Origin of the sequence: Ornithinimicrobium avium (genome assembly GCF_003351765.1) — a bacterium.
Lineage (GTDB): Bacteria > Actinomycetota > Actinomycetes > Actinomycetales > Dermatophilaceae > Ornithinicoccus > Ornithinicoccus avius.
The window spans coordinates 1,667,806-1,692,979 of record NZ_CP031229.1 but is presented as its reverse complement, the minus strand read 5'-3'; the positions used below and the strand labels follow the sequence as shown (position 1 = coordinate 1,692,979).

Annotated in this window: 22 protein-coding genes; 14 read left to right on the top strand and 8 right to left on the bottom strand. The window is 67.5% G+C overall.

The genetic code is table 11. The features are described from left to right. Nucleotides 1-11 precede the first annotated feature (11 nt). The 7 genes from DV701_RS07605 (at nt 12) to DV701_RS07575 (ending at nt 9,969) form a co-directional block, all read left to right on the top strand. A complete protein-coding gene (locus DV701_RS07605) occupies nt 12-1,514 on the top strand; it encodes an SCO6880 family protein (RefSeq protein WP_114927775.1) in 1,503 nt (500 codons plus the stop codon). A gap of 221 nt (nt 1,515-1,735) precedes the next feature. Continuing rightward, nucleotides 1,736-3,058 carry an ATP-binding protein gene (locus DV701_RS07600; RefSeq protein WP_228255274.1) on the top strand — a complete coding sequence of 441 codons (1,323 nt, stop codon included), beginning with the start codon at nt 1,736-1,738 and terminating at the stop codon, nt 3,056-3,058. A 6-nt stretch (nt 3,059-3,064) separates the two neighbouring features. Beyond that, nucleotides 3,065-4,627: a peptidoglycan DD-metalloendopeptidase family protein gene (locus tag DV701_RS07595; RefSeq protein ID WP_162802896.1), complete on the top strand. Its 1,563-nt coding sequence runs from the start codon at nt 3,065-3,067 to the stop codon at nt 4,625-4,627. A 71-nt stretch (nt 4,628-4,698) separates the two neighbouring features. Continuing rightward, nucleotides 4,699-5,148, top strand: a complete 450-nt coding sequence (locus tag DV701_RS07590) for a hypothetical protein (protein ID WP_114927772.1) — start codon at nt 4,699-4,701, stop codon at nt 5,146-5,148. Then, a complete protein-coding gene (locus DV701_RS07585; RefSeq protein WP_114927771.1) occupies nt 5,145-6,620 on the top strand; it encodes a type IV secretory system conjugative DNA transfer family protein in 1,476 nt (491 codons plus the stop codon). Before DV701_RS07590 ends, DV701_RS07585 begins: the two co-directional genes overlap by 4 nt. Continuing rightward, nucleotides 6,617-7,273 (top strand): hypothetical protein, encoded by a 657-nt coding sequence (locus tag DV701_RS07580; RefSeq protein WP_228255273.1) that lies wholly within the window; start codon nt 6,617-6,619, stop codon nt 7,271-7,273. Before DV701_RS07585 ends, DV701_RS07580 begins: the two co-directional genes overlap by 4 nt. Nucleotides 7,274-8,358: 1,085 nt before the next feature. Beyond that, entirely contained in the window at nt 8,359-9,969 is a 1,611-nt protein-coding gene (locus DV701_RS07575; RefSeq protein WP_114927770.1) for a hypothetical protein, read from the top strand. 312 nt (nt 9,970-10,281) lie between these two features. On the opposite strand, the gene DV701_RS07570 is transcribed toward DV701_RS07575, so the two are convergent. Then, the gene (locus tag DV701_RS07570; protein ID WP_162802895.1) at nt 10,282-11,004 is read right to left on the bottom strand and encodes a hypothetical protein; all 723 of its coding nucleotides are present in this window, start codon (nt 11,002-11,004) and stop codon (nt 10,282-10,284) included. A 142-nt stretch (nt 11,005-11,146) separates the two neighbouring features. Between DV701_RS07570 and DV701_RS07565 the strand changes: the two genes are divergently transcribed. Together DV701_RS07565 and DV701_RS07560 are read left to right on the top strand one after the other, a co-directional pair. Beyond that, nucleotides 11,147-13,153 (top strand): VWA domain-containing protein, encoded by a 2,007-nt coding sequence (locus DV701_RS07565; protein ID WP_114927768.1) that lies wholly within the window; start codon nt 11,147-11,149, stop codon nt 13,151-13,153. A 344-nt stretch (nt 13,154-13,497) separates the two neighbouring features. Next, the gene (locus DV701_RS07560) at nt 13,498-13,887 is read left to right on the top strand and encodes a hypothetical protein (protein WP_162802894.1); all 390 of its coding nucleotides are present in this window, start codon (nt 13,498-13,500) and stop codon (nt 13,885-13,887) included. Between the two features lie 55 nt (nt 13,888-13,942). Here DV701_RS07560 and DV701_RS07555 read toward each other — a convergent pair whose 3' ends face one another. Then, nucleotides 13,943-14,224 carry a hypothetical protein gene (locus DV701_RS07555; RefSeq protein WP_114927766.1) on the bottom strand — a complete coding sequence of 94 codons (282 nt, stop codon included), beginning with the start codon at nt 14,222-14,224 and terminating at the stop codon, nt 13,943-13,945. Nucleotides 14,225-14,294: 70 nt separating this feature from the next. Here DV701_RS07555 and DV701_RS07550 point away from each other — a divergent pair, with 70 nt between their 5' ends. Then, on the top strand, nt 14,295-15,080 hold the full coding sequence (locus tag DV701_RS07550; RefSeq protein WP_114927765.1) for a transposase: 786 nt from the start codon (nt 14,295-14,297) through the stop codon (nt 15,078-15,080). Nucleotides 15,081-15,627: 547 nt separating this feature from the next. Here DV701_RS07550 and DV701_RS19350 read toward each other — a convergent pair. Both DV701_RS19350 and DV701_RS07540 read right to left on the bottom strand, forming a co-directional pair. Continuing rightward, nucleotides 15,628-16,401, bottom strand: a complete 774-nt coding sequence (locus tag DV701_RS19350) for a pentapeptide repeat-containing protein (RefSeq protein ID WP_114927764.1) — start codon at nt 16,399-16,401, stop codon at nt 15,628-15,630. Between the two features lie 1,391 nt (nt 16,402-17,792). Next, nucleotides 17,793-18,275 carry a nucleotidyltransferase domain-containing protein gene (locus DV701_RS07540; RefSeq protein ID WP_114927763.1) on the bottom strand — a complete coding sequence of 161 codons (483 nt, stop codon included), beginning with the start codon at nt 18,273-18,275 and terminating at the stop codon, nt 17,793-17,795. A 179-nt stretch (nt 18,276-18,454) separates the two neighbouring features. Here DV701_RS07540 and DV701_RS07535 point away from each other — a divergent pair, with 179 nt between their 5' ends. Next, nucleotides 18,455-19,072: a GNAT family N-acetyltransferase gene (locus DV701_RS07535; RefSeq protein WP_114927762.1), complete on the top strand. Its 618-nt coding sequence runs from the start codon at nt 18,455-18,457 to the stop codon at nt 19,070-19,072. Nucleotides 19,073-19,632: 560 nt separating this feature from the next. Further along, nucleotides 19,633-19,773: a hypothetical protein gene (locus DV701_RS18195; RefSeq protein ID WP_162802892.1), complete on the top strand. Its 141-nt coding sequence runs from the start codon at nt 19,633-19,635 to the stop codon at nt 19,771-19,773. A 21-nt stretch (nt 19,774-19,794) separates the two neighbouring features. Here DV701_RS18195 and DV701_RS07530 read toward each other — a convergent pair whose 3' ends face one another. Beyond that, entirely contained in the window at nt 19,795-20,895 is a 1,101-nt protein-coding gene (locus DV701_RS07530; protein ID WP_202863665.1) for an integrase core domain-containing protein, read from the bottom strand. After that, complete coding sequence (locus DV701_RS07525; RefSeq protein WP_114927761.1) at nt 20,892-21,236, bottom strand: hypothetical protein; 345 nt, start codon at nt 21,234-21,236, stop codon at nt 20,892-20,894. Before DV701_RS07525 ends, DV701_RS07530 begins: the two co-directional genes overlap by 4 nt. Before the next feature lie 327 nt (nt 21,237-21,563). Here DV701_RS07525 and DV701_RS07515 point away from each other — a divergent pair, with 327 nt between their 5' ends. Continuing rightward, on the top strand, nt 21,564-21,995 hold the full coding sequence (locus tag DV701_RS07515) for a hypothetical protein (RefSeq protein ID WP_114927759.1): 432 nt from the start codon (nt 21,564-21,566) through the stop codon (nt 21,993-21,995). A 577-nt stretch (nt 21,996-22,572) separates the two neighbouring features. Continuing rightward, entirely contained in the window at nt 22,573-23,178 is a 606-nt protein-coding gene (locus DV701_RS07510) for a hypothetical protein (protein WP_114927758.1), read from the top strand. 1,235 nt (nt 23,179-24,413) lie between these two features. Here DV701_RS07510 and DV701_RS07500 read toward each other — a convergent pair. Together DV701_RS07500 and DV701_RS07495 are read right to left on the bottom strand one after the other, a co-directional pair. Further along, nucleotides 24,414-24,614, bottom strand: a complete 201-nt coding sequence (locus DV701_RS07500; RefSeq protein WP_114927756.1) for a DUF6191 domain-containing protein — start codon at nt 24,612-24,614, stop codon at nt 24,414-24,416. A gap of 149 nt (nt 24,615-24,763) precedes the next feature. Next, the gene (locus DV701_RS07495) at nt 24,764-25,027 is read right to left on the bottom strand and encodes a DUF7660 family protein (protein WP_114927755.1); all 264 of its coding nucleotides are present in this window, start codon (nt 25,025-25,027) and stop codon (nt 24,764-24,766) included. Nucleotides 25,028-25,174: the final 147 nt, after the last annotated feature.

Below are 25,174 nucleotides of genomic sequence, written 5' to 3'. Positions count from 1 at the left end.
AGGACCCCAAGATGACCGTCTACCGCGACTACACCCGCGCCCGCATCGGGTGGTTCTTCGGCCTCACCGGCCCGCAGCTCGCCCTCCTGGCCACCGCGGTCCTCCCTGTCGCCTGGGCGATCTCCAAGCAGGACTGGGCCTCGGCGGCCCTGTCCCTGCTGCTGTGGGCAGCGCTGTTCGCTCTCGTGGCCGTGCCGGTCAGGGGCCGGTCGATGACCGGGTGGATCCTCGCCACCCTGGCCCTGGCGGCCGGCGCCTTGGCCGGGTGGACCCGGTTCCGGGCGCGGGCAGCCACCGGGCAGGCACTCCCGCAGGAGCAGGTGGACCTGCCGGGGGCCCTGTCCAGCATCGTCATCCACGAAGGCCCACCGACCGGGCACCACCACCGTCGGGTCGCCCTGATCCAGAACCACGCCACCAGGACCTGGGCCGTGACCGCCTCGATCATCCACCCCGGGCTGGGCATGGCCGAGCTCGAGGACCGGGACGTCTACGGCCAGGGTCTGAGCGAGCTGCTCGACGCGGCCGTCCGGGCCGAGCTGGCCTGCGAGGTGATCTTCATGGTCCGCACCGTCCCCGAGGACGGCGCCGAGCGGGCCGACTGGGTGCGGCGCCACCGCGCGAACACCGCCCCGGTACAGGTCAGCCGCATCAACGACGACCTGCACGAGTCGCTGACCGCCGCGACCGTCCGCACCGAGCAGTACGTCACCGTCGTGGTGCCCGAGTCGCGCCTGGGCAAGGTGGCCCGGGAGTACGGCGGGGGCGTCAACGGTCGCGCCAGAGCGATGTACGCAGCCGTCGCCGAGGTCGAGTCCCACCTGCGCGGGGGACTGGGCGTCTCGAGCGTGGAGTGGCTCACCAGTGCCCAGCTGGCCCATGCGTGCCGGACCGGGTTCGCCCCGGGTGACCGTGCCGCCATCATCGACGCGCTGGCCGCCGCGCAGACCGACGACGACGTGAACACCTGTGTGCCGTGGGAGATGGCCGGCCCCTCCGGCGCCGACGCGGCCGTGCGGCACTACTCCCACGACGCCTGGAACTCGGTCTCCTGCACGATCAAGCTGCCGGTCAAGGGGGCCGCGATGGGGGCACTGGCCCCCGTCCTGTCGGCACGGGAGGACGGGGAGCGGCGCAGCTTCATGGTCTGCTACCCACTCGTGCCGCCGGGCCGTGCCGACCGGCAGTCGGCCAACAGCGAGTTCGGTGCCGACCTGGGGCAGTCGTTGCGGGTCGCGGCACGGATGAAGCAGCGCACCAAGAACGTCGACGAGAGCGAGAAGGTGCGTGCTCTGGAGTCCAAGCTGGCCCGCGGCAACTCCCTGACCGTGCCCTATGCGGTGGCCACGGTCACGGTGCCCAAGACGGTCCGGGCAGCCGAGGCCGGCCGCCGCCTGGACTCCTCGATCCGCCAGGCCGGGTTCGCCCCGCTGCGCCTGGACCTGGCCCACGACGTGGCCTTCGCCGCCTCGGTCGTGCCGATGGGCGTCAGCCTCACCCGGAAGGCAGGCTGAGCATGAGCGCCTCACGCGGTCGAATCCATGGCGGCCACCGGGCGAGCACCGGCCGTGACGTAGCACGCCTGCTGGCCGACTTCGGTCACGACGCCCCACCGGCACCGATGCCCGCAAAGCAGGAGCGGGAGCCGCGGGTGTTCCGGCCCACCAGCCCCAGAGGACCACGGAAGGCAGATCGCGGTTGGGCCCCGGCGAGGGCGCCGGTGGCGACCTGGCGGATGACCAGCGACCAGGCCCCCGCATTCTGGCCCTTCATCCCGACCCCGGCCCTGCCCCCGACCGGGGCACAGATGGGGATCGACGTCGCTTCCGGGGCCGCGTTCCACTGCGACCCGCTCGGTTGGGTCGTCCGGGACGACGTGCCGATCAGCAACCCCAACATCATGTGCTTCGGCAAACCTGGCACGGGCAAGTCCGGCACCACCAAGGCCTTCATCCTGCGGATGATGGACTTCGGGTACCGGGCCCTGATCCTGGGCGACACCAAGGACGAGTACGAAGCCGTGTGCGCCTTCCTCGGGGTGGCTCCGATCGCCCTCGGCGCCGGCCTACCCGCACGGGTCAACCCCCTGGCTCTCGGTCCGCTGGGTCACGGCTGGGACCAGCTGGACGCCGTCGAGGCGCAACGTCGCGCCCAGTCCGTGTTCTCCCGCTGGTTGACCCTGGTCCGGGCCCTGGTCGGGTCCCAGCAGATCGGGGAGGACCTGGTCCCGTTCGGGCCTACGGACGAGACGGTGGTCCGCACCGCACTGGCCGACCTGACCGGCTACGCCGCTGGCGCCACCTCCTTGACCGAGACGACGCTGCCCGGGCTGTGGCACGCGCTGGACAACCCTGCCCCTGAGATGGTGGCGGCGACCCGGTTCGAGAACACACGGCAGTTCATGGACGAGACCCGGCTGCTGCGCGACGCCCTGGGCCAGCTGGTCAACGGAACCTTGGCAGGCATGTTCGACGCGCACACGAACGTCGACATCGACTGGCTCGCGCCGATCCAGTCCCTGTCCCTGTCCCGGCTGCCGCAGGAGGCCGTGGGTATCGCCCTGACGTGCCTGGGTTCGTGGGGTGCCGGGCAGCGCGAGGTGGTCTCCCGGGCCGACCAGCGCGTGGTCGTCCGCGACGAGGCGTGGCGCCAGCTGCGGCTGGGCCCGGAGGCGGTCAAGGCCTTCGACGCCGACATGCGCCTGTCCCGCGGCTTCGCCGGCCAGGGCGGGGACATCCAGTACGCCGTCGCGCACAAACCCTCCGACCTGCTCTCCGCCGGCGACGAAGGCACCCAGGCGCAGATGATCGCACGGGACATGCTGCACCTGGCAGACATCAAGATCCTGCACGGGCAGGGGCCCAAGGTGGCTGCCGAGCTCGACGAGATCCTCGGCCTGGGGCCGCTGGCGGTGCATGCCATCACCACCTGGGCCCGCCAGGAACCCGGCCGTGCCGTCTGGCAGGTCGGCGAACGACTCTACAAGGTCCAGACCGTCCTGCACCCGCTCGAGGCCGCACTGGCCAACACCAACCTCGGCATCGAATCGGTTCGGTGACCCGGGGTGAAAGGTGTCCTCGCCGTCCTGGCCGCTCTCGCGTTGCTGCTGGGATCTCCTCTGGTCACCGCGGTGCTCGTGGCGTCGGTGGCCACCCCCGCGATGGACCAGGAGCACCGCACCCTCTTCTGCGAGAGGACCCTGCCGGTCACCGGGCACTGGCGGCCACCGTACGAGACCGCCTATGCCCTGACCCCGGGGTCGGGGTTCGGGCACCGTTTCCACCCGATCCACAAGGAGTGGCGCCTGCACGCCGGTGTCGACATGACCTCCCAGCCGGCGGGCGCCACGGTGGTCGCCGCCGCGGCCGGCACGGTGACCGCGGCCGGGTGGACAGGCGGGGGAGGGAACGCGGTCACCATCGACCACGGCGGCGGGACCAGCACCCGGTACCTGCACCTGGCGGCACCCAGCCCGCTGACCGCCGGACAGGCCGTCCACCAGGGTCAGCGGATCGGTCTGGAGGGATCCACCGGTGACTCCACCGGTTCGCACCTGCACTTCGAGGTCCACGTCCGGGGGGAGCCGACCGACCCGGTGCCGTTCATGGCGCAGCGTGGCGCGGCCCTGACCGGCGTGGCCGTCGCACCACCACCAGCGCCCGAACAGGTCCCGGACCTGCCCGAGGCCGGGGAGGGTGGCATCGGTTTCGAACTGCCTGCCCCCGGGCACCCCCGCCAGGACTCCCTGCACAACCCGCCGCTGCCGATCCCCCCGGCCATCCAGGAGCTGTACGAGCGGGCCGGGTCGGAGTACGCAATCCCGTGGACCCTGCTGGCCGGGATCGGCATGGCCGAGACCGCCCACGGAGCCAACACCGCGACCAGCTCCGCCGGCGCGCGGGGCCTCATGCAGTTCATGCCAGCCACCTTCGCCGCCTACGGCATCGACGGGGACGGCGACGGGCTGACCCAGATCGACAACGAAGCCGACTCGATCTTCTCCGCCGCCAACTACCTGACCGCCTCCGGGGTGCACCGCGGCGACCCGGGGGTGCGCGCCGCGCTCCTCGCCTACAACCACGCCCAGTGGTACGTCAACGACGTCCTCTTCTACGCACACGCCTACGGGGGCGGGCTGGTGCTGGGCGACCCGCTGCACTGCGACGGCCAGGGCGGCAACCCCGACCTGCCCCCGGTCAGCAACGAGCGGGTGGCCAAGATGCTGGCGTTCGCCGCCGCGCAGGAGGGGGACTCCTACGTCCTGGGCGCCGGCGGTCCCGACGCCTGGGACTGCTCCTCCCTGACCCAGACCGCGATGGCCCAGATCGGGATCACCGCCCCCCGCACCGCCCAGGCCCAGCGGGACTGGCTGGCGATGGGCAACGGGTTCCGCGTCCCGCTCGAGGCGGCCCGACCAGGGGACCTGTTCTTCTTCGACTCCTACCTGGGCCCGCACACCATCGGGCACGTCGGGTTCGTCCGGGACCCGGCCACCTACACCTCAATCGAGGCCGCCAACCCCACCAAGGGGGTCGGGCACTTCAGCTACGAGCACGCCCTGGACAACAACATCTTCGAGATCTGGCGCCTGGGCAACATCGACGACAACCCGAAAGCACCCAGCTGAGTCCCTGGGCCGTCCTCGTCCGCTTCAGGAAACAGAACGACCCGTCCAATCGCCGGAGGAGAGAGAGTGCGATGCAGCAGGACAGACTCAAGAACCCGCACCCGTGGACCTACGAGATCCCCCTTGCGATCGCGGTCACCCTGGTGCTGGTCGCGGTGCTGGGCGTGCACACCGGGCGGGCCGTGGCCAACCTCCTCGCCGGCGGCGGCTGGGGCTGGCCCCCCGCCACCGAGCTGTTCAGCAGCATCCCCGGCCTATGGCACGGAGACGCCGGCGCCGGACTGACCAACCCCGGCGTCGTCGCCGAACCTGGCCCACTGCGGGCCTGGGCACTCAGCACTACTGCACTCACCCTGGTCCACGCGCTGATCCTGGCCGTCGTGGTCTACCGGCGCTGGGGACCCGGCCGGCTGCGGGGCATGGCCTCACGGACCGAGGCCGCGTCGCTGCTGGGACGGCCCCGGCTGCGCAAGCACCGCGCCGTCATCCGGCCCGACCTGTTCGGAAGGGACCCGCGATGATCCTGCCCAGCCCCTTCGGTCGCCCTCGTTCTTTCGACCCACGGGACGCGGGGTGGAACCTCGGACGGTCCGCCGCACCCGCCGGCGTCGACCTGTGGGTGCCGTGGGACCGCACCGCAGGGGTCATCGGACCCCAAGGCTCGGGCAAGACCCTGGACCTGCTCACCCCAGCCCTGCTCGACGCACCCGGCGCCGCCCTGGTCACCCTCACCAAACCCGACGACCTGCTCCTGACCTTGACCGCCCGCTCCAGCGACGGGCGACCCTGCGTCGTGCTCGACCCCTTCGGGCTGGTGCCCGGACTGCCCGAGCTCGTGTGGGACCCGATCGAGGGGTGCGTGGACGCCATCGTGGCCGAGCGTCGTGCCAAGGCGTTCACCGCCGGCACGATCAAGGGTGCTGTGGCCGAGGGGTACGGCGACCAGGCCGCCCGGTTCTACGCCGCGGAGGCCGCCAAGGTCATCCAGGCCTACTTCCACGCGGCCGCCCTGGCCGGCCGCACCCTCGACGACGTGCTGGAGTGGGTCGCCGACCCGCGCTCCACGGTCGAACCCTCGGAGATCCTGCGCACCCACCCCCAGGCCGCCCGGTTCTGGCACGGACTGCTCCACGGGGCCCTGCACGGAGACGAACGGACCGCCGGCAACACCGTCACCACGGTGCAGCAGGCACTGTCGTTGTTCTTCCAGGAACCGATGCGCAGACGCTGCGTCCCCGGGCCCGGCCGGCCACCGACCAACATCGAGGACGTGATCGCCGCAGGCGGCACCATCTACCTGCTCGGCCGCGAAGACCCCTACGCCTCGGCCTCCCCGCTGATGACAGCCCTGGCCGAGCACGTCCTGGACACAGCCCTGGGCATGGCCCAACGGTCCCCGTGGGGCAGGTTGTGCCCACCGATGCTCGCCTGCCTGGACGAGCTGCCGTCGACCGCGCCACTACCCACCCTGCGCACCCGCCTGGCCAACGAACGAGCCCTGGGACTCTCATTCATCTGGGCCGCGCAGACCCGGGCCCAGCTGGACTCCATCTTCGGCCAGCAGGAAGCCCGCGCCGTGCTCGGCCTGACCAACAACCTCGTCCTGTTCGGCGGCTCGAAGGACGTCGCCTTCAACCAGGAGATCTCCGACCTCGTCGGCAAGGTCCGCGTCGGCCGGGCCACCTGGAACACCGGACACCGCGGCGGGCGCACCTACTCGGCCGAGGACATCCCCGTCCTGACCGGTTCCGAGATCCGTCAGATCAAGGAACGGCACGCCCTGGTCATCTCCGAGAACGGCAAACCGATGATGGCCCGGCTCCGCCGCTGCATCGACGGCAGACCCGGCAAGCAGCTCCTGACCGACCAGGCCATGCTCCGGGACCAGATCGGTGGGCACCGGCGTGCCACCATCCGCCCCGAGGCCCGTGCCACCGCCGCCCTGGCCGTCGCCCGTCAGCACGGTCTCACCACAGCGGAGTACGACCGGTGAGCACGACCCACCAGGCAGGAGAACAGGGACGGGGACGATACCCGCTGGCCAGGCCCTTCCCGGCCCCCGGGCCGTTGATCGTCCACGCCTACCGGGAGCTCGACATCGCCCTCAACGGCGACGACGCAGCGCGCAGGGCGGTCGGCCACCCCAGCAAGCTGCCCCGGCCGTGGGACCCCGGCTCCATCGACGACCCGCCCATGCGGGCCGAGCTGTGGGAATGGCTCGAGGCCGTCGTCGAATGGGTCAACAGCGAGCACGTCTGGGACCCCTCCTACCTCGTCCCGCCGTGCTGGCCCGCCCACCCCCACCTCATCCACGAGATCGCCGTCCTGGCCGACCAGCGCCGCAAGGCCGGGCAGGCCATCGCCAGCGACGCCCTCGAGGAGTGGCACCGCTACGCACTGCCCGCCTTCTTCGACCGCCGCAAGACCCGGCTGCGCACGGCCTGCGACAGCCGCCACCACGACTGGCCTGCCCGACCCGCCCACGTCCGCTTCCAGGACGCCCACGACCACCGCTGCCGGCATTACACCGGCGACGTCGACCACCACCGTCAGCTGCTGCAACCCCCCGACCAGACCCAGCAGACCCCACGATTGCACGTCGTCGACGGTCACCGGGTCGACCCACTTACCGGTGAGGTGTACTAGGTGAGAGGCTCGGCGACTAAAGGGAGCGGTTGGTGGATCACCTTGCACTCGCGACCGGTCATTTGCGGACGCGCTTGAGACGTTGAAGACAGGCGGCTCGGTTGACCGCTCTCGAGACGGGTGCGTTCGTACAGCCTGGAGGCGGAGCGGAACGATTTCTTGACTCCGGTGGACGGGTTGGCCGAGTGCGAACGGGCCGGGGTGCAGGGTGATTCCATGCCGAGGTGCAGCCGCTCCCCGTACTATCGGTCTCGACGCTCGCCTCTCCCGTCCAGATGGCGGTGGGGTCAGGGATGGGTGCCCTTCTGCGTCGCCCGTGTCGAGAACGCAGATGGACCCCCGCCCAAGGGCCCGTGACAGGACTGGGCGGGGGTCTCTTAAGAGAGCGGGGGCTCACCTGACTTGGGCCAGGTAGTGGGGCGATCGTGGGTCGCGACGTCGTGGTGGTCCTCGGCCCAGTCATCACCCACGAACAACATCGCGTTCTCTCCTTCGCCTCGGGGCAGTCAGTTGCAGCAGCGAGGAGGAGGACTCCCGGCGATCTAGGTCAAGTGCTCACCCGGACGATCTGGAGGCACCTCATCCCAGCAGCGGTCACGCCTCCTCACGACCGGGGCCCCGCGGTCTGCCGCAAGACCTCAACGATCAGATTCGGAGAGTGCTGAACCGCCGGCCGCTACCGGAACCAAGCCTGCCTGCCAGGGGATCGGTACAAGCCAATCGGTACAACCCATCAGATCCGTGCGTCCGCAGCCCGCGTCACTTGCGGTGAAATGACGCGTGCCCGCACACGACTCGCGGGAGGTGTCTTGCGTCCCCAGCTCCCACGCTTGTGAAGGAACGGGCGGGCCTGAGGCCACGCATGACCACGAACGCGGCGGCGCCGCAGTGGGTTCCGCACGCCGAGACGCGTGTCAGTCGGGCCAGGTAGCCTCGGCAGGGCACAGGCGCAGGACGAAGGAGTGGGCCATGATGGAGCACCTGTCGACGGCTGGGGTGGTGCTGCGCAAGGTGCTGGAGCGTGAGCTGGGCGCCCACCATCACAGTGTCAACATCTCGCACGAGTTGTCGAAGGAATCGATCCAATGAGTGTCCTATACCGAGCCCTCTGGTCCGACCAAACTCAGGCAGAGCCAGACGTCTTCATCGACCTGGCAAGGGCCAAGTTCACCTGCTGGGCGTTGGACGATCTGGAGGCTCGTCCGCTCCCGGACGGCACGGCTGAAGTAGTCCTCCCGCCCGACCGAGCCCGTGTCATCGAGATCCGAACCGTCGACGGCGAAGACACCCTGGCAGGTTGGGGACTCGAGTGCGTTACCCGCGACACCACCGCAGGCGGTGACAACAACGCGACCGTGTGGACCACGGTGATGCGCGTGGTGGCCAACGAGGAGGGCGTGAGCGTCTGGATCGAAAATCAAGTCGAGTCGGATGACGTCGCCCAACGTGTGAAGGTGGGTCGCCCCCGCCTGGTGGACGACCTGCTGTCGCTCCCGGGCAAGCCGCACCTCGCCGGATCGGGACTGTTTATCGACGTTCAGTCGATCACGGCAGATCAGGTCCCCGTGCTCATCGAGCACCTACAGTCGGCCAGTCGCAGTTTGCCCGTCATCGTGTGCAGCGAACCAGGTGGCGAGCACGACGGACGGTGGCAGATCTGGGCCGAGCGGATAGCAAGACGTGGCGGGGGGATCGCCAGTGTGTTCACGCTCGACGCAGACGCCGTGACCGCATTCCGCCGAGACATCGGGCCCCTGGCGGTCTGGGGTGGAGGAGTTCGCACCTACATGCCCGGGCCGGTCAGCGACCCCTCGGACGGGTGGCGCCACCGCTACGTCCTCGGCCATCTCATGGCCTCTCGTGAGGACTCCATGATCGACCGCATCGTGTATGGGGTTGCTCAAGCATCCACCCGTCGCCGCGTGCCGGACACCTTCCTCCGTTTCACCGCCATCCCTCCAGCCGCGGAGGCCGACACCGAATCCCGGGAGGCTCGGGAAAAGGAGCTGGCGAGGGAACGCTCCTCCTGGGAAACGGCGCTCGAGGACGAGATCGCCCAAACAAATGCGGCGGAGCGGGAGCTCAATCAGAAGATCGGTCATCTCGACCGGATCCGATCGGCCCTCGAGGGGCAAGCACTCCACGATCTGTTCTGGGGCACTTTGCATGAGACAGGCGACGAAATACCCGACGAGGTTCAAGACACCTCCGAGGCAGTCATGGCTGCACAGATGTACCTGACGGACCGAGTCGTAGTGCACGACGACGCAGCCAGGGATCTGGACGGCATCGACACATGCCCGCAGGCCTACGCGTGGGGAAACAAAGCGTGGCGCGGGTTCAGGGCCTTCGCTGCGTACGCCGAATCGAGAGCCTCCGGCTTCCGAGGAGGGTTCTGGGAGTGGTGCCGCGAGGGCGGTCCCTTCGCATGGCCAGCCAACTCTAAGCACCTGTCCATGACCGAGTCCGAATCCGTGCGGAACAACGAGAAGCTAAGCCGATTTCGAGTGCTCCCTGTCTCGTCCGAAGTAAGTCTTGGCGGCACGCTCACCATGCTGAGCCACCTCAAGATTGCTGAAGGCGGCGGGGACCTCGCGCCTAGGATTTACTTCTACGATGACACCGGTGGGCACACTGGCCGGGTGCACGTGGGGTTCGTCGGGCCTCACTACTTGATGCCAAACACCAAATCGTGAGCGAGTATGGGACTCAGAAGACCCATGAGCTTTTGGACTCGTAGACGTCGTGGCTACGGTCTATCATTTCTTCGTGATCTCCGAACATCTCTCTGCGATGAAGCCGTACCTCTGGAAGAAGGGCTCTTCTCTAAAGCCCTGGCCGCTGCGGACGCTCACAATCTCTGGGCCTTCTTGAATGGATCTTGCGCTTGTTCCGCCCAAATGCTGCGGGTCTGTGGCCGCCTGACTCGGTACATTCCGTTGGCGCGTGAACACCTAACGACTGCCCGGCGCATACCTGGCTTTTACAAGATTGGCAAGCAGGCCCTCCTACTGGTAGCGCCAATTCTCGTCGTACTGTTCGTTGTCCACCTGGGCTGCCTCGTGCTCAGACAACCTCTCCTGCAGAAACGATTCGTACTCGTGGAGGTATGTCATTAGTCCTCCCTCGATCATTTGTGCCGCCCCATGCAACTCAGTGATTGCGTTCTCCAGGTCCATGACCATCAGGGTGGGGCGCACGGGTGCCCAGTGTGCCGACTCACCCTTGCCAACCTTGCGGCTGGCGTATCTGAACGCTAGCCCGCGCTCGTCCTGATCATGGAGGTACTTGAGCGCGTCCTTGGTCTCAGGTGGCAGCTCGCCGGACCCCCCGGAGTCGATCCCGCCGGTCAACGTGCTCAACAACTCGACCAACCTGGCGATCGAGTGCGTCTGGCCAAGCCTGTCCTGAAGATCCGCCGGTCTGACATCCTCCCCGTACCCGAGGTAGCGGCTGAACCCGACAAGCTCAGCCGCCTTCTCGCAGGCTGCCTTCAAGAGTAACTCGATTGCGTGCCGGTAGGTCTGAACGATAGGTATGGCCAACCGGTCCCGGTCAGAGGACGCGTGACTGGCCAGCCACAACTCTCCCAGAGCGTCGGCAGCCTCAAGGAACGAGCTTCCAAGGGCTTCTGATGTCTCTAGCCTCTCCCCCACCCAGACGCAGGCAGACTCCGGCGTCGACCCGACCCGCGCGAACAACGTTGGTCTTGGCATGCGCGACAGTCTCATGCCAAGAGCATGCCCTACTGAACTGAAGGCACTGGCGCGCGCCCCGCCGGGCATCGCTGCCCTTCATGCCGATCATCATTGGCGCCACCAGACATAGCTGCCCCGCGCGAACGTGGCGCCCAGACGTCGGGCAACGCACGGCGTGGACGAGCCCATCGGCCGCCCTGGCGACAAGGCGAATTCGCGGCGAAAGGACGCGCTGGCGGATGTTGACCTCCTGACGATGTCCTGTGTGGTCGTTGGGTCTGGCTGCGGCGTGGTTCAGCTCCGCGGAACGCCGGTGTCGCTGGCGTTGGCCATGTGCCTACCTCCTCCGCCGCAAGCTCGTGGCGTGACTGCGACACAAGAGCGACAAACGCTCGCTATCCTCTGGCCACCTACCAAGGAGGTCCTTGTGCGCATCGTCACACCGTGGTCCTGGTTCGTCTCTGCCGTCGCCAGTCTCGGGCTGCTGACGGTAGGAGGTGGAGCGGCGCAGTCGATGGACGAGGACCGTCCGTCCGCGCCGGTCGTGCATTTCGTGGTCGACGTGTCGGGATCGATGTCTGGAACTCCGCTGGAGATGGCCAAGGAGGCAGTATCTGCCGCGGCGACATCGCTGCCCGAGGGCACTGCCATGGGCCTGCGGTCTTATGCAGGTTCTTGCGACCAGTCTTCGGTAGCGCCCATCGTGCCGATCGACGTGGGCACCGCAGCAGAGGTGGAGTCGGCGGTCCTGGGGCTGGTCGCTGGTGGTGGGACACCGACGACTTCAGCTCTGGGCCAGGCTGCCGCCGACATCCGCGAGTACGGAAGTGACGGCGAGCAGCGCATCGTCCTGCTCACGGACGGGGACACCAGTTGCGGGATCTCGATCTGTGAGTACGTCAAGGGGAGCGCGTTCGACGGCATCGACGTCGCGCTCTACTCCGTCGGTCTGCAGGTCTCGGGGACCACGGCGGCGGATCTGTCGTGCGCGGCTGATGCCACGAACGGGGCGTACATTCCGGCGGGCGACCCCGGTGCGCTCGTCGACGCCCTCCTGCAGGCCACCGGGGGTGTCCTGGACGTGGACGAGGATGGGCTTCCGGACCCGTGGGAGGACAGTCGCCGGGACCTCGGGTATGGGGTTTTCTCCACCGCTCTGCATGACCTTGGCGCGGGCAGCGACAAGAAGGACGTCGTCCTGGTCGTCGAGGCGCAGAAGGGCGTCATGCCCAACGAGGACGTGTGGGAGCGTCTCGTCGACGCCTTCGCAGCAGCCCCGGTTGCCAACCCCGACGGATCGCAGGGGATCCGGCTGCACGTCGTTCAGAAGTCGACACCCCTGACAGCGGAGCAGGGCGATGAGATCGGGTCCCTTGCTACGCAAGCCGACAACGACTGGAGTTTCGCGTTGGAGCGGCTCTCGACGGATGAGCGAGGGTGGGCGCACTACATGGCGTCAATCCACTCTGCTCAGGCTGATTTTAAGGGTCGGGCCCAAGCTCGTGGCCAGGCGCTTGTGGTCAACTTCTGCGCGGGAGAGTCCGGGAAAGGGACACCTCAGAAGTGTCGTGGGAGCGCCAAAAAGCAGGCAGCTGTCATCATGCACGAACTGGGCCACAACTTCGGTCTGCAGCACGGGGGCGTCGTCGAGGGTGAGTGTCCCGGCGCGTCGACGGACTTGGCGTGCGAGGCGTTCAACGCGCACAAGCCGAACTACCTGTCGGTGATGAACTACGACTACATGAACCATGGAGAGATCCCCGGGGCCGGTGTCGACTACTCCCGGTGGGGTCCTGGCGTGGTGTACACCCTGAACGAGTTGAACCTGAACGAGACCGTGGGGCTCTGGATGTCCGGCGCCGACACCGGTGGCGTCAACAAGGTTCTCTACCACTGCGAGGACGGCAACCTGCAGAGAGTGAACTCGAAGGGCGCGATCAACTGGGACTGTTCGGACGAGTGGTTCCCCTGGGAAAAGTACCAGGACGGCGTCAGCGCAAACATCGACCTGGTGCGACCCCCGTACTACGAGTACAACGAGGCCATGATGGACTTCCTCGGGGAGAAGATCGTCATGACCCCGTTCGACGACTGGGCATACATCGACCAGAACAGCCGTCAGCTCAACGGAGGCGAGATCGGGAAGGTGCCGTACCTGCCACCCGACTCTCCCACCGCGTGAAACGGTCGCGCAACGTTACTCTTCCTGCCGATTTGTGACGACGGCATGGAGGGCGCACCTTCCAAGCGACCGTTCGTTCGGATCAGTGGTCGCGAATGGTTAGCCGAGCGAGATCGGGCTCGATCATCCTAGCTAGCTGATAGGCCATGAGGTGGGGCATCGCCTCGGTAGGCGGCCAGCCACCGGCCGGAGCGTGGGAGAGGTCAATGTGGAGCACGCGCAGCGCAGCGAGCATGAACGACATTGACGTCGAGGAGCGCAGGCTGATGGTGGGCCGTCGAGGCGATGGCCTACCGTGACCGCCGGCAAAGGCTTGGTGGCGCGGGCTGAGCACCGTTCGTGCGGTGAGGAGGTCTGTCATGTTGCTTCAGGCGCCCTTGGGCCCCTCGGCTCTGGTAGTGGCGATCGACCCGGGGAAGGTGATGAACCGGGTCTGGGTCTGTGACGGTCAGGGTCTGGTGACCGAGCCGTCCTCGATGCCGGTCTCGCGCGCCGGGATCGGGGATCTGGAGAGCACGGTCACCTCGCAGGTGGCCGGTCACGACGCTCTGGTGATCGCGATCGAGGCGACCGGCAGCCTGCACCGTGCCTGGGCGAGCGAGCTGGAGCGGTTGCACCCCGGATCGGTGCGGCTGTTCGCGCCCTCGGAGACGAAGGCGGCACGCACCCAGCTGGGGTCGGGCCGGTTCAAGACCGATGACCGCGACTGCGCCGCGCTGACAGGCCGCGCGTGATCTGCAGTCTGGGCGACTACTGCCAGGCCGGTCAGCTCGACGCTGGAGGTGTCCCTCATGCCGAGGACGCACCGAGGCGGACCGCGACTTCGTCCTGGATCCGAGATCTCCAAGATCGTCGCTCCTGACGACCCCTGGGGCGCCAGGCACCCGTGGCGTCGATGAGCTGGATCTTGCCCTTGCGGCGCGGCAGCCCGGCCACCGGCACCGCCGCGGCCACGCGGGCGGAGCTTGGTGGCGCCTCGGGGTCGTCCACTGCCACCGCGAACATGATGGCGTCCATCAGATCTACGACAAGCTCGTCGACGCGCTGGCCAAGCTGAGTGCGATCGTGCACGGGACGGAGGCGGCCTGAGACCTACCTGGCCAGGCAAGGAGCGGGACGGGCCCAGGCGCGGGAGTCGGTCGTGGATGAGCTGTGCGCCGCGGTCCGGCACCGACGCGGTCTGGTCGCCGACCGCAAGAAGGCGCAGCAGCGGCTGCACGACCAGCTCAACGCCCTCGTCCCCGGGCTGTCGGCACCGGCCGGGCACGGCCGCTCGCTCGCGGTCGAAGGAGCGACCGGTCAGGCGGTGCTGGCCTGCGCGGTGGCGTTCGCCGGACGGCCGGCATCTGTCCGTTCCCTGACCGCCAGGTCACCGGGCCGGATCGGCCCGGCCACCGCACGCTACTGGGCCGACCGGTGGCGCGGGGCCCTGCCCCCGCCACCGGACGCGCAGGCACGCGCCAGCCGTCTGTGCCGGGACCTGGGCCGCTACCGGACCCTGCAGGCCGACATCACGGCACTGGAGGAGGAGATCACGATGCTGCTGGCGCGCACCGACGGGCAGGTGCTCACCACCCTGCCCGGCGTGGCCACGGTCCGGGCGGCGGCGTTCGCGGCGCACAGCCTGCCGATCGACCGGTTCCCCGACGCCGAGCACCTGTACTCGGCGACCGGGCTGGCACCGGCGATGTATGAGTCGGCGACCCTGCGACGGCGCGGACGGATCTCCCGGCAGGGCCTGGCCGAGCACCGCGACGCGCTGATGGGCATCGCCTGGGGCCTGTCCCGGTTCTCCCCTGCGTTCGCCGAACGTGACGCCCAGCTGCGCGCCCGCGGCATGGCGCCGATTCAGGCCCGCGTGGCGCTGGCCCGCAAACGCCTGCCGCCTGACCTACCGGATGCTCCTGACCCAGCGCCCCTTCGATGAGGAGGCGTATCGTCGAGGAAGGCTCAGCCGCGGACGGTGACGGCCACGTTAGCTATGCCGCACGACGGCGCAACCTAGCTTGCCGCCCGTCCGCGCTGGGCCGCCCCCCGCCACAGCGCACACGAGAGCCTGCCGCCTGACGGCGCCTGATCAGCCTGCCGAACTCGGCGGCCCATAGCACGGAACCTCCCCGACCCCCACCTCCTCATTGCCCCCGCCGTGCGCAGCATCCACACCCTGGTGCACGGCCGATGACGCACGCCCGAACCAACCTCTTGACACGAAGCGCGAAAGCTAGCGGCGGCGCGTCACCGTCGTGGTCGGCGTCGATCGCGGCGCGGTGACGCACCGCCGGCACTTCCGACTCGCGGCAGTAGCGTGCGACCACGCTCAGTCCGGCGGCTCCGCACCCATGGGTGACCCCAAGCACGCCGGTCTTCTCAGTCGACGAGCGGAGGGAACTGGCAGGGCTTCCTGCGGTTAGTTCCGACAAGTTGGCCCCACTGACTACATGCGCGGCTGAAGACGGCGACGCACACTTTACCAGTCACTGCGAGACGAGAACTCGAGTATTCACCGGATTTTCAGCCCCCAGGATTACGTATGACCCATCCTGTAGTCGTTTCGATCGCATGAGCATGAGTTCAAGGATATCTGTCGACCCCCAGTCGGTTCCATTGTCCCAACGAGCCCCGACAAGGTTGCTCCGGCCAAGGACCGATCCAACTAGGATGGCCCCTCGGAGGTCCGCGTCAGCGAGGTCAGAATCGTACAGCCGACTATGCGATAAGTCAGCCTGCTTGAGAGTGGCATGTGCAAGCGACGCGCCATCGATCTTGGTAGCCGACAGGTTCGAAGCTGTCAAATTAGCTTTGCGGAAGTTCGTCTTCCGTATAAGTGCCGCCCGCAGGTCGGCACCTTGGAGGTCGGCACCCTCGAAGGACGCCTCAACCAGATTAGCAGAACCAAGATAACTTCCCCGCAGTCGCGCCCGAGAGAAGGACGCATGCGAAAGGACCGCTGACGTCAGGTCTGCGCCCGTTAGGTCCGCATATTCGAAGTGTGCGCCAGAAGCGTGCGCCCAGGAGAGGACGGCGCTCTGCAGCTTCGCGTCCGCAAACTTGGCGGCCGTCGCATCCGCACCGAACAAGTTTGCCTCACTCATGAGCGCGGCCGTGAGATGAGCTCCAGACAGATTCGCAGATGAGAGATCAGCCCGACTCAAGATGGCGCTGTTCAGTAATGCGCGCTCAAGAAAAGCACCCTGCAAGTCCGCGCTACTCAGATTCGCCCCAGTCAGATCGATGCCCTCTGGTGGCATCGAGTGGGTGCCTTGGTGCGGAATCTTGTCCAGCAGGTTCCGTACGGCACGGCCTAACCTCGGATTGCGCGCCCCATACGTTGTGACAAGGGCCGTTGGGTCCGTGACAATTGCGGGATCGTCATCAAACTCCAGAGGTTCCCATGGCTCAATTTCTGGAGGATCTTCGGGATCAGTGGGCGCGGGGGTGGGCGCAGGGGCCGGCGTGTCCTCGTCCCCCTCCTCTCTTTCGGGGTCTGCACCTTCCCCTTCGTCATCTTCCGGTGAGCCTTCATTCTCCGTCAACTGACGTCCCCGCTACCCGAAACGCAGGGCTAAGGTCGCCCAGGCAGCCAATTGCAGGAGTACTAGGAGAACGAACGCTCGATATCGGAAGTGCACCGCCTGCAGGCTACGTTCATTGAACAACTGCATGCGACGAGCCTGTTGTGTGACGCGCTCGTAGAACTTCGCGGCCGACCTGAGCTTCCCATCTTTTGCCACTACCCAACCGGCGAGGGTGTCACCACGAAGATCAAACATGAACGTTAATTTGTGCTCGACTCGGAAGGGAAAGGGCTTTGACCCAGGGAGTCTTCGCACTACTCCCGGCCTCCCCGTGAGAAGGGACATCAAAAGGAGTACGGCCGCCACCGCCAATACGCAGGCCACCACAAGACCCGAAACGTAGAGCGCATCGTCACGCGCACCAGTCCCTGCCCCGTTTCTTCCAACTATGGTTGTCACGAGAAAGGCCGTGGCTGCGCCGAGGAACGCTACAATGTGAACGGCGCGCGTCCGCGTGGTCGTCAACTCTTGCTCCTGGGACTTGAGGGTTTCCAAGGAACGATGAGCGGCGAACTCATAAAGCTCCGGCCTGTCGGCCGCTATGCCACGGGGCCTTGCCGGATCAGGATCCGCAGGGTAGATTGGCACCACCGAAGTCGGCGCATCGTGCCTCATCATCTCTCCTCATGGCCACGTGAACTAGGTCACGTCAGTCTACTCCAACTCCGGTGAGCATCGGCCAGGGGAGGTCGATTGGCACGCTAGCCGGGCTAGCCGAACAGCCACCCGGCTGTCCGCGGCGCGTGCTCACATGCTGGAGCGCTTAGTGGCCGCGGGCGTTCGAGCACCTACCCCCGCGCTCATCTCACCGTGGCCCCTCGGCGGTGGGGCGGTCCCGCTCGTCCCGTGGCGGTCGGCCCTCTTCGCTTGTTCGGCGGTCGGCACTTCGCGCAGGGACGCCGCTGCTTGACGATCGCTCGTCGACATGAGAGCGAGAAGGTGCGCGCTCCCGGGTAGACCCTTCTGGGCGATGTGACGCTGCCCCGTAGTGGGCGGAAGGACGCGCGTCTGGCGCGGCGGTAACGCATTCGGACGGACGAGCGGCTCACGGCAGTAGAGGATGCCTACAGCTCGTCGAGTAATGCGAGGTCGTGGAGGTCCACGGCGCGCAGGCGATAGCCACTTCGAAGCTGACGGGCTCGCTCGGCGCTAGCCACGGCGACTGCTTGACCGTCGATGAGGCCGACGACTCTCTGCTCAGAAGGGTGGAGGTACACGTCGTCGTCGAGACCTTGCTGGACCCCGTCGCAGGCCGGGTCCAAGCGCATTGCGTGGACGTCTACTTGCCCCAGGGGACTCGATAACTGCACGCGGACTGGTCGCCAATCCTCGGTGACCCGGTAGCCCGGGGAGGTGAGCCAGGCCATGAAGTCGGCTTCGTGAACTTCGTCGATGAACACGTCGAGATCTTGGTGAGGGCGCGTCTGTCGTCCCACCAGCGCATCGACGCCCCATCCGCCGTTGATCTGATAGACCACCCCGTTGGCGTCAAGCCAGGCGACGATCTGCACCACCTCGGCGGCGGTCATCTGAGAGGAGTTCTCCATAGGAGAAGTCTGCCCTCCCGTCCACCAGGTTATCGCGACCCGCGGCATGATCGGACGCGCCGCAGGCTAGCGTCCTCAGCGCGGCATGATCGGACGCGCCGCAGGCTAGCGTCCTCAGCGCGGCAGATGCGGGCGTCCACGGCCTGGCGGTGCTCCGTCCAGCAGGTAGCGTTTCGGGCATGTCCGACGCACTCGAGATCCCCGTCCTGACCGGTCCCGGTGTGTCCCTTCGACCGCACACGATGGACGACCTCGGGCCAGTCCTTGAGCGGTGTATCGATCCCGAGACTGTCCGTTGGACCACGGTGCCGAGGCCCTACTCGAAGGAGATGGCAAAGGAGTACCTCGCGGAGATGATCGAGCCGTCGCCCGATCGTGTCTCTTGGGCGATCGAGAAAGATGGGGCGTATGCCGGCACGATCGATCTACGCTCCGGAGGGGGCGAGGGAAAGCATGCCTCGGGGGATGTTGGCTACGTTACCCACCCACGGACCCGTGGCCGGGGCGCCATGACCGGGGCTGTGGCGCTAGCGCTTGACCATGCCTTCGGCTCGCTCGGCTGGGAGCTGCTGGTCTGGCAAGCGAACGTGGGGAACGTCGCAAGCTACAAGCCAATGTGGCGAAACGGATTTCCCCTGCCGCTCGCCGTCCCGGCGCTGCTGAACCACCGCGGCGTGATGCGGGACGGTTGGCACTCCGTTCTGGAACCGGGGATGGCGCGAGTACCAGCGCAGACCTGGAACGAGGCGCACGCTGCGCTGCTGGTGGACGTCGAGATGGCGCGCCGTCCTGGGTAACGCTTGCTGGTTCCATCGGAAGGGCTCGTGTCGGGGTGCGCCCAAGCGTGAACTCGGTTCTGCTGTCCCCGCAGCGGCACGGTCGAGCAGCAGGCGACCAGCGGCAGATGAGGGCGTCCCGAGGGGTGCGCCGGGTGTCCCTCTTGGTCTAGCCTGTGCGGTGTCGCGACCTCGGTGGGTGTGACCCGTGCGGGCAGAATCGTCGACCTTTATCGAAAGGACGACGACATGTCGCGATCTTCCTCCACCTTTCCGTTTGTGGTTCCCTCTTGGGCGCTGATCCCTAGGGTTCCTTCCCGCACCTCTCCGGCCTGTGTCCCCCGATTAGTGACCTGGTCGAGTTGGGGATCCGGGGCGGAGGGTGACCTCCGTGCCGAAGTTGTTCACCGGGGCGGCACGGTCGACGGCGAGCAGCGGTTCACCGGGCGCGTGCAGGCGGGGTTCCCACGGTGTCCGCCACGGGGCCGAATGGTCGCCCGCGACGGCTCTCCGCACACCGATCCTGGCCTCGGCGGCTTGCAGCTGAGCACCGGTCCCGATCCGCTCGGAGGATGAACGGCATGCACCCCAACCTGCTCCGGCTGGACGACCTCGCCGTGCACGTGTCCACCGACCCGCACGTCAAGGCGGTCCTGGGCCTGGGCTCGGCCGGGGTCCAGACGCACCGGTTCGACGACCACTCTGAGGTGTTTCAGCGTTAATGTCCGCTTCGGGCGTGCGGATCAAACCACATCCGGGTCCTCTGGGTTGGGTTGATTCTTCCGTTGGTTCCGGTTGTAGGCAAGTCGTGCCTGGGCTGCTCGTGCGAGCCCGTCGCGGCGGGCCTGTCGGATGGCCTCGCCGCGGCCGTGGTGCTCGTCGTCCGGAGTCACGTAGCCCAGCGCGGAGTGCAACCTGGTGGTGTTGTACTCGGTCCGGGCGACGTCGAGCTCGGCACGCAGGACGGCCGGGTCGGTGATCTTCGTCAGGTGCGGCCACTCGGCCTTGACGGTCCCGTTGAGGGACTCCACCCAGGCCTGGTCGGTCGGCGTCGAGGGCCGGCCGAAGTGCTGGGCGATGGCGTACATGGCCATGAACTTGCGGGTGTTCGCCGAGATCATCTGGGAACCGTTGTCGGAGACGGCGAGCAGGATCGGGGTGAGCTCGTCCTCCCCGTCCAGTTCCAGGTCCCGGCCCAGCGCCTCGGCCCGTTCCAGCGCCGGCTCCAGCAGCCCCTCGACCTCCAGGGCCTGCTCGAACGCGAGCTGGACCTGGGTGTGGGTCTCCTCGGCGGAGACGACGGTGGTGATCCACTTGCGCGAGACGAGGTCCTCGACGAACAGGGCACCCACGCCGGCGGCGGTGAAGTGCGTCGTGTCGTAGATCCAGATCGACCCAGGGGTGTGAGAGGCCCAGTCCGGGAACGGGCGCCGCTGACCGCGTGGCGGCCGCGGTGGGTGACGAAACCGCAGGTCATGGTCGTTCAGGACGTGCCGCACCGTGGACGGGGCGGCCCAGAACAAGCCCTCGTAGGAGCCGCGGTGCGCCAGCCGGCGGTGGGAGAAGTCCTTCTCGCCGAAGGTCTCGAACGCGGACACGATCGCCTCGACCTCGGCCGGCCTCAGCGCGTTGACGCTCGCGCCGGGACGAGCATCGACCAGCCCGGCGGCGGCGTCGGTCTCCCGACGGCGGGTCCACCGGCGGGCCCGGCGCACGTCCAGGCCGAGCACCGCGCACGCCTTCTCCACCGGCCAGCCACGATCGGTGGCATGCTCGACCAGGCCCAGCAGAGCGCCCTTCGTGGCGGCGTCGACCCGGGCCGGCACGGGTGCCGTGGGCGTCAAACCGACCCCCCTTTTCCCTCGACGAGCGTCAGCTTCACCGCCAGCTCCTTCACCGCCTCCGAGAGCCGTGCGATCTCGGCGTTGGCCTCCTCCAGCTCGAAGTCCCGCTGGCTCTTGCCCGGCGAGCCGGGCCGGGAGGCGGCCAGCGCAGCCAGCGCACCGTCCTTGGCGACCTGCCGGACCCGGATGACCGTCGACCGGTCCACCCCGGCCTCGGTCGCGGCCTGGGCGATCGTGACCTCGCCACGGACCAGCCGCAACCAGATCTCATACTTCGCCGACGGCGACAGGACCTTCTTCGGTCGCCGCTTCCTCGGTACCGAGGCATCGTTGCTGCTCATCGTGCACCCTCCTGAAGGTGTCACGAGGACCGTACCGATGTGGTCTGATCCAGCGCGTCAAACCGGACACGAACGCTCAATCAACTCAACTCCGACATCGACTTCTTCCTCATCACCGACACCACCGACACCAAGGACCGGTACCTGCAGGACACCAGCTGGCTCCAGGGTTTCGGTGGCCAGGTCGCGTACAGCTTCGTCAACGACCCGAACGGGAGAAAGGCACTCCTGGCCGACGGGCTGTTCCTGGAGTATGCGATCTTCACCCCGGAGCAGCTCGCCGCCCTGCCGGTCACCGGTGCGCGTGTGGTCTGGTCACGTGGACGGGTGGACCCGCTCGCCCTCGGGGCGGCCTTGCCGGCCGCCACCGCGATGGACACCGTGGACTTCCACCTCAACGAGGCCCTGACCAACCTCTACGTCGGTCTGCACCGTGAGCTGCGGGGTGAGCACCTGGCCGCCATGCGGTTCATCCAGGTATACGCCGTCGACCGCGTCCTGGCGCTGGTGCGGCTCGACCCCGCCACGGAGCTGGACCACCCGGACCCCTTCGAGGCGACCCGCCGCATCGAGAATGCCTCTCTACCCGGAGGTCTCCCGCTGCACCAGATGATCCCTGGCTACACGGACAACCTCAACGCCGCACGAGCAGTCCTGGCATGGCTCACCACTCACCACCACACCGACCCCGCCATCGTCGCAGCGATCCGGGAACTGACCACGACGCTCGAAACCCAGAGCCAGACCGACAACGCATAGTGCCACCTGCGGCATGACAGTGAACCGGCCCGGGCGCTCGAACGACTGGCGGTACCCTGATATTGAGCCCGCCCAAGGCGCACCTACCCGGTAAGGGTGCGTCCCGCCCGTCGCATGGTGAGGGTGGCTGCCCGTTCAAGCCGGGCCGGGTCCGGGGAGCCCACTGCTCGACGGGAGCTGTCGGGGTTCCCACTGCGCAGGCAGACGGACCCGAACGCCGCACTGCGGACGCCACCGCGTCCGCAGTGCGGCAGAAGGGCGCCTTCGCCCACGCGGCGGTGGGACGCACCCAGGATGGGTGCCGACGAGGTCAGAGCGTGCTGCCACGCCTAGTGCGGCAGGAACGGACGTCGCAGCACGCGTCCCTTGCGGCGGAACGAGGCACGTCGAGGCTTCTGCCTGACGCGCCGCAATACCGGATGCCGCACATGGCTGGCCCCTTGGTGCTCGACGTCGTTCGCGCCACTGGTCGCCCGACGGCCGGGTGGCGTGGCGAGCTTGAGCGAAAGGTCGGTCCTGCTGGGCTGCCAAATAGTCCCCGAGACCTTGTCAGGACCCAGCGCCATACTCCGGAGGCATGGACCTACTGGTAGCCCTTGACCCGTTACAGCAGGCAGATTCCGCCACAGTGTGGGCGGGGGTGTCGGCGTTGGCAGCCGTGGTCACGACGTTGGTAGCGATTTTCTCGCTGAACCAGATCCGCAAAGACAGTCGTGATGCTATTCGACCCGTAGTGGTCGCTGAGCTCCGGGATGAACCCCTTGTCACGGCCACGGCGACATTGGTGGTGCGCAACGTAGGCCGGTCCGTGGCCCGCGACGTGGTGATCTATTTCGATCCACCACTTCCCGAGGTCAACAGCGCACAGGAGGGTCTGGTCCACCCCATCAACCGGCGTTACGCGGACCCGATCCCGACGCTGACACCAGGCATGAGACTGGACAACGTCTGGCGCTTCAGGGGTGACGCAGACGAACGGCACATGGCGGTGCCAGCCGACCGGGTCGTTGCCACCGCCACCTACGAGGACACGCGCGGGCGCACCTATGAAGATCGGTATGTATTGGCGACGGACGTCTTCGAGTCGGGTACGTACCCCGAGCCAGGCGGCACGGACCAGGCTGCCATGGGGAAGCGAACAGCCAAGGCTCTCGAGGCCATCGCGCGGACACTGGCCCGCTGAGCCGTCAGCGCAAGGCGGCATGATCGGACGAGCGTAGCCGTCCTCCACGCGGCACTAGCGTGCGTCCCACGCTCCACGCGGCATGATCGGATGCGGCATCATGAACGTGTGACTGAGCCGAGGCCGATGCCATCAGGTGCTGAGCGTCAGCAGCGCTCCCTCGAACGTAGTGCTTTGGCCGTTGGCCTGGGAGGGGTCGCCGCCTTCCAAGTTGCGCTTGCTGCCGGGGTCCCCTGGGGCCGTGCCAGTTACGGCGGCGCTCACCCCGGCGTGCTGCCCAGCCGCCTCAGAGTGGTGAGCGCAGGCGCCGCGCTTCTCTATAGCGGGCTGTCTGTCGCGGTCGTGAGCCGTCGCACTCCGGTGAGGGTGCGCCGCCACGTGTTGACCGGCGTCACCACCTTGATGGGCGTTGGCGCCGTCATGAACGGCATCTCGCCGTCCTGGCCCGAGCGGGCCATCTGGACCCCCACGACTGCCGTGCTGACGGCACTGGCCTGGCGAGCACGCAGGGACTTCTGAAGGTGGTCGTCCTCCTGGCGGCATGAGCGGACGGGTTCTCAAGGCGGGCATCGGAGCCACGTGCTCCAGCTGCCTGCCGTCATGGGCCAGGACGGCTAGCCCCTTGGGTCTTCGTCCAATCCACCCGACGAGACATCGACCGTGCCACGGAACCGCAATGCGACGCTCATCGACAACAGGGTGGGCGACTTCCGCGTTGACCCGGAGGATGCAGTAATTGATCCATCTCCCACGGCCAGGCCAAAGCCTCCTCACGCCGCTGTCCAGGACGCCACCGGCGCCCTCTGTCCTCACGGACCCGGCGTCGGCCTCGGGGTGCCCGCTCGGCAGCGAAGGCAGCACTGCAGGTCGGTAGTCGAGGGCGTCGTCATCCAGTGGTCCACCGCCACCTCCCAGCATCGCCCATTCGTGTCCGTGCCGGGCCAGGACCCAGGTCTCCGCGACGTTGCACCCGACGCTGCGGCGAGCGAACATCGTGACCGCGATGTCATCGGCGACAGCCACGGCCATGGGGACGTAGCGTCGGCGTCGGCTCAACCTCGTCGCCGGCGTGAGCTCACGAGATGCGACGAGCCGACGACTCTCGGCTACCGCGTCGTATGCCATCCTCCGAACCTACGTCTACAAGGACCCCAACTTCCGGAGCGCCGCCCCCGGAGCGGCATAACCGGATGGACGGCCGGCTGCGGGGGTGGCTGCAACGATCGCGACAGCGGTTACGGGGAAGCCTCTTCCTCGGCGTCGTCTTCGCCCTTTGGCAAGAAGATGATCCCGCGCTCGAGATCCACCCCAGCAGCATGAGGATCGTAATCGGCCTCCGAACCGGGCAGTTGAGCCTCGATCCGCTTCCGCTCACGCTCTTCGGCCAGATGCTTATGGCCAGGGTTGAACATCTCGATCAGGTCGTCCCAGCTCATGGCGCCACCCTTCCTGGCCCTGACCCTAGCGTCGGACGCCGAGAGCGGGGCGGGGTGCGCAAGAGCAACCCACCGCAGGGGCGGGGAGTGTTCCGCGGAACACTCTTGGCCGTAAACCGGTCAACCGACAGGCGGCAGATGAGTGCGCGTCACTCGTAGCCTGTGGCTGCCACAACCATCTCGGCGAACAGCTTCCAGCTGGCGTGCTCCTGATCCGCCCGACCGATCACGCGGTCTTCGGCGAACGATGCGAGTGCCTCCAAGAAGCGGTCGAGGCTCGAGTTCTCCCACTCCGACTCACCCCCGCCCAGTCGAAGATCTCCGAGAACGACCTCCAGGAAGTCCCCAAAGCTGTCGCGATCAGTCACCAAAGACGGGTCGGCGGTGGTCGAACGTCCGGTCTCGCATGCCACGCGAGATTCCTATCACGCGCATCCGGCGCGGCGCGCTCTTCGGCACGAACGTCCGCCCTATCCGCGGCAAAGTCGGGCGAGCGTAGCCGTCCTCCATGCGGTAGTAGCGTGACGGATCCACTCCGACCGACTCTCGGCGTGAGGGTA

What these genes read in the sequence shown, in the direction of transcription:
- DV701_RS07570 (WP_162802895.1), bottom strand. Translation starts at nt 11,004, where the DNA reads ATGAGACTGTCGCGCATGCCAAGACCAACGTTGTTCGCGCGGGTCGGG.
- DV701_RS07605 (WP_114927775.1), top strand. Translation starts at nt 12, where the DNA reads ATGACCGTCTACCGCGACTACACCCGCGCCCGCATCGGGTGGTTCTTC.
- DV701_RS07525 (WP_114927761.1), bottom strand. Translation starts at nt 21,236, where the DNA reads ATGAGCAGCAACGATGCCTCGGTACCGAGGAAGCGGCGACCGAAGAAG.
- DV701_RS18195 (WP_162802892.1), top strand. Translation starts at nt 19,633, where the DNA reads ATGCACCCCAACCTGCTCCGGCTGGACGACCTCGCCGTGCACGTGTCC.
- DV701_RS07600 (WP_228255274.1), top strand. Translation starts at nt 1,736, where the DNA reads ATGACCAGCGACCAGGCCCCCGCATTCTGGCCCTTCATCCCGACCCCG.
- DV701_RS07585 (WP_114927771.1), top strand. Translation starts at nt 5,145, where the DNA reads ATGATCCTGCCCAGCCCCTTCGGTCGCCCTCGTTCTTTCGACCCACGG.
- DV701_RS07510 (WP_114927758.1), top strand. Translation starts at nt 22,573, where the DNA reads ATGGACCTACTGGTAGCCCTTGACCCGTTACAGCAGGCAGATTCCGCC.
- DV701_RS07575 (WP_114927770.1), top strand. Translation starts at nt 8,359, where the DNA reads ATGAGTGTCCTATACCGAGCCCTCTGGTCCGACCAAACTCAGGCAGAG.
- DV701_RS19350 (WP_114927764.1), bottom strand. Translation starts at nt 16,401, where the DNA reads ATGCCACCAGAGGGCATCGATCTGACTGGGGCGAATCTGAGTAGCGCG.
- DV701_RS07540 (WP_114927763.1), bottom strand. Translation starts at nt 18,275, where the DNA reads ATGGAGAACTCCTCTCAGATGACCGCCGCCGAGGTGGTGCAGATCGTC.
- DV701_RS07535 (WP_114927762.1), top strand. Translation starts at nt 18,455, where the DNA reads ATGTCCGACGCACTCGAGATCCCCGTCCTGACCGGTCCCGGTGTGTCC.
- DV701_RS07590 (WP_114927772.1), top strand. Translation starts at nt 4,699, where the DNA reads ATGCAGCAGGACAGACTCAAGAACCCGCACCCGTGGACCTACGAGATC.
- DV701_RS07500 (WP_114927756.1), bottom strand. Translation starts at nt 24,614, where the DNA reads ATGAGCTGGGACGACCTGATCGAGATGTTCAACCCTGGCCATAAGCAT.